Raw genomic sequence first — 3944 nt, forward strand, 5'->3', positions numbered from 1 at the left:
GTCACCCTCGGCCGTCCCGGCCTCCCCGCTGTCGGGGATGATCTGGGCCATCTCGGTGTTGATCACCCCGCCGGATTCGTTGTCCGACAGCCGGGCCGCGTCGGGTGCGCCGCGCCGTGGGCGACTCACGCCGGGACCCGCAGGAGGACCCTGAAGCCCTCCGTACCCGGCCTCGCGGCCAGCGACCCGCCGATCAGCTCGGCCCGCTCGCGCATCCCCACCAGCCCGTATCCTCCTCCCAACGGCGCCAGCCGGCCCGGCCGGCCACCGGTGTCGCACACCTCCAGCTCACACCAGCCCTCGACGCGGCGCAGCGCCACCGAGACCGCGGCGCCCGGCGCGTGCTTGCGCACGTTCGTCAACGCCTCCTGAGCGGTCCTGGCCACCGCCAGCCTTGCTCCGGCCTCCAGCGAGTCGAGGTTCCCGGTGACCGAGACCGTGCAGGACGCCCCGGTCACCGACCGGAACTCCACAGCCAGCCGCTCCAGCCGCTCGGCCAGCGGCAACTCCTCGCCGCGCAGCGCGTCGAGCGCCCGGCGGGTCTCCTCCAGCCCGGTCCGCGCCAGCCGCACCGCCCGCTCGACCCGGTCGAGCGCCGCCGCCGGATCATCGCCCCGCTCCAGCAGCAGCCGCGCCCCCTCCAGATGGACGATCTGCGCCGACTGCGAGTGAGCCAGGATGTCGTGGACCTCCCTGGCCAGCCGCGCCCGCTCAGCGAGCACGGCCTCGCCCGCCCGCGCCTCGGCGAGTGCCGCTCCGTGCTCCCTGGTCGTCTTCACATGCCGCAGCAGGAAGACGAAGACCGCGGAGTAGGCGAGCCCGGCGGTGTTGCCCCAGACGGCCCCGGAAGGGATGCCCAGGGCGAAGGAGAGCGCCGTCACGCCGACGAGGTCGGCCGTGACCAGCGTCGCCCCCGGCCAGAAACGAGTCTTGAACGGTGCGACGAAGACGACGACGTACAGGAATCCCATCCCGCTGTAGAGGCTGATCGCGTGCAGGGCGAGCCCCCCGGCCATGGTGAGGGCGAGCAGCGAGACGTTGCGCCGGAGGTCTTCACCGCACAGCGCCCACAGGCAACAGCCCACGGTGAGGGCGCCGATCGGGATCACCGCGAACAGCCCGGGCGGTCCCACCTCGACGGCGGCGGACACCGGGCCGAAGAGCAGGTATCCCACCAGCAGGGCGGCGAGAAGCCTGCGCACGGGCGGGCTGCGGAGGATGGCCACGACGACAAGCTACCGGTGCCCGCCGGAAAGGGACCATGGACCTCAGGGTGGAGATGCCTCCACCCGACCGCACGACGGTCCCCTCCCGGGTGGAGGTTGCCGGCTCCACCTCCGGAACCATGCGCCAACACCTGCCGGCAGGTCATCGTCGAGGCCATGTCAGCAATCAGCGTCACTCATCTCGGGAAGTCGTTCGGCGAGGTGCGCGCCGTGGACGATCTGTCCTTCACCGTGGAGCGAGGAACGCTCACGGCCTTTCTCGGCCCCAACGGGGCGGGCAAGACCACCACCCTGCGCATGATCCTCGGCCTGGTCGCGCCCACCGGCGGCACCGCCACGATCGGCGGCACGGCCTACCGTGACCTGGACCGGCCCGTCGCCACGGTCGGCGCGGTACTGGAGTCGACGGCCTTCCACCCCGGGCTGAGCGCCCGCGCGCACCTGGAGGCGCTCCGCCTCGCCGCGGGACTGGATCCCGCGTGCGTGGCGCACGCGCTGGAGCAGGTCGACCTCACCACCGCGGCCGACCGCAAGGTGCGGGGCTTCTCCCTGGGCATGCGCCAGCGGCTCGCCCTGGCCTCCGCCCTGCTGGGAGACCCGGAGATCCTCATCCTCGACGAGCCCGCCAATGGCCTGGACCCGGCGGGCATGCGCTGGCTGCGGGGCTTCCTGCGGGCCTACACCCACCAGGGCCGCACGGTCCTGGTCTCCACACACGTGCTCGCCGAGATCCGGCAGATCGCCGACCACGTGATCATCCTTACCGCGGGCCGCCTCGCCTGGCAGGGCCCGCTGACCCCGCAGACCGACCTGGAGGAGCTGTACGTGAAGGTGACCGGATGAGCCGCCTGATCCGCGCCGAGCTGTTCAAGGCCCGCGCGAGCCGCGTCACCTGGATCCTCGTCGCCCTGGCGCCCCCGCTGTGCGTGCTCTGGGCGGGGCTGATGGTCGCGCTGGCGGGGTCGGGCGGCGCGACGGCGCCGCAGATCGAGAACGTCTACAACATGGCCCAGCAGTCCTATGTCTTCGCCCTGATCCTCGGTGTCCTGGGCATGGCCGGGGAGAACCGCCACCAGACGATCACCTGGCAGTTCCTGGTCACCCCTCGGCGGGAGCGGGTGGTGGGGGCGAAGCTGGCCGCGTACGGGATCGTCGGGCTGCTCCTCGGCGCCGTGTCGGCGCTGGTCACGCTGGCGGCGGGCCTGGTCATGCTCAGCCTGGCCGGTCATCCCGTGTGGACCCCCCGGGTGCCGGTGGTACTGCTCGGCTCGGTGCTCAGCGTCGTCCTGTACGGCCTGCTCGGAGTGGGCCTCGGAGCTCTGGTCCGCAACCAGGTCGCGGCGGTGGCGGTGGCGCTGGTCTGGTTCATGTACGCCGACTACCTGCTCACCATGCTCCTGCCCGGCCTGGGCCGATGGCTGCCGACCGGGGCGGCCCGCGCCCTGGGCGGCATGAACATGCAGGGCGGTGAGCTGCTGCCCGCCTGGGGGGGCGGGCTGCTGTTCGCCGGCTATGTCGTGGTGATCGTGCTCGCCGCCCGCGCGCTGACGCTCCGCCGCGACATCACCTGACCTCGCCGCACACCGACACGGGCGCGGGCACTGGCGCGGGGGCGGGGGTCAAGACATGACATCGCGGACGGCGGCGTGGGCCGCGTCACGCATCATGCCGTGCAGCGTCGCGTTGGACTCCCGCTCCGTCCGCACCTCGACGATGCGCAGCCCCTCACCGCGCAGCGCCTTCACCAACTGGCCCGGCTCGTTCACGAAGGTGTACGGCGTGCCGGTGGCGGCTGCCACGTAGCCCAGGTCCACCCCATGCGCGGTGCCGAAGATCCGTTCGAAGGGGTCGCGGAGCGCGGCCTGGGGAAGCAGCGAGAAGATCCCGCCGCCGTCGTTGTTCACCACGACCAGACAGAGGTCGGGACGGGGCTCGCGAGGGCTGAGGACCAGCCCGTTCTGGTCGTGCAGGAAGGTCAGATCGCCCATCAGGGCGTAGGAGGGACCGTTGTGGGCGAGGGCCGCGCCCATCGCGGCCGACACCACGCCGTCGATTCCCGCCGCTCCCCGGTTGGCCAGGATCCGCAGTCCCCGCCGGGAGCGCATCGCCTGGTCGAGGTCGCGGATCGGCATGGAGGAGCCGGAGAACAGCAGGGACCCGTTGGGCAGCGCGTCCACCAGGTCGCGGGCCAGGCGTGGCTCGCTGAGCCCGGTCCCGTCCAGCACGTCGTCGATCGCGGTCCTGGCCGCCGTCTCAGCGCGGCGCCAGGAGTGCAGCCACGTGTCGTCGCCCGCCGGGATCGGGATCTCCACCACCTGGGCGGCCTGGGTGGCCGAGCGGGTCGGGTCGGGCCAGCGGGTCATGTCGGCGGCGACCACGATGTGCTCGTCCGCGTGCCTCAGCCAGTTGAGCAGCGGCCGTGACAGCCCGGGACGGCCCAGGGTGACCACCACGTCCGGCCGGTGCCGGTCGGCGAACTCCGGGGTGCCGAGGAGGAAGTGGTAGGTGGACATCGCGTGGTCGCCGTAGCGGGCACCGCCGTTGGGCTCCGACAGGACGGGCCACCCGGCCATGCCCGCCGCCGCCACGTATCGGCGCACGTTGGTCGCGCCGTCGCCGCCAACGACCAGCACCGTGGCGCGCAGGACCTGGCAGGCCCTGGAGAGTCCGCTGGCGCCGAAGGTGCTCGTCCCCGGGGGTAAGCCGACCCGGGTGGAG

The 3944-nt window shown here is 72.7% G+C and carries 4 protein-coding genes; 2 read left to right on the forward strand and 2 right to left on the reverse strand.

Annotated elements, in window-relative coordinates; translation table 11 throughout:
• Positions 1-125 precede the first annotated feature (125 nt).
• Positions 126-1226, reverse strand: coding sequence for a sensor histidine kinase (locus tag ABZ260_RS48095; RefSeq protein WP_355631840.1), 1101 nt, complete (start codon positions 1224-1226; stop codon positions 126-128).
• A 156-nt stretch (positions 1227-1382) separates the two neighbouring features.
• Between ABZ260_RS48095 and ABZ260_RS48100 the strand changes: the two genes are divergently transcribed.
• The gene (locus ABZ260_RS48100) at positions 1383-2069 is read left to right on the forward strand and encodes an ATP-binding cassette domain-containing protein (RefSeq protein WP_355631843.1); all 687 of its coding nucleotides are present in this window, start codon (positions 1383-1385) and stop codon (positions 2067-2069) included.
• Positions 2066-2797, forward strand: coding sequence for an ABC transporter permease (locus ABZ260_RS48105; protein WP_355631846.1), 732 nt, complete (start codon positions 2066-2068; stop codon positions 2795-2797). Before ABZ260_RS48100 ends, ABZ260_RS48105 begins: the two co-directional genes overlap by 4 nt.
• Positions 2798-2845: 48 nt before the next feature.
• Here the strand turns inward: ABZ260_RS48105 and ABZ260_RS48110 are convergent.
• The coding region (locus ABZ260_RS48110; RefSeq protein ID WP_355631849.1) for a thiamine pyrophosphate-dependent enzyme at positions 2846-3944 on the reverse strand (1099 nt) is incomplete at its 5' end.

The sequence above is a fragment of the Streptosporangium sp. NPDC006013 genome, assembly GCF_040614275.1.
GTDB lineage: Bacteria > Actinomycetota > Actinomycetes > Streptosporangiales > Streptosporangiaceae > Streptosporangium.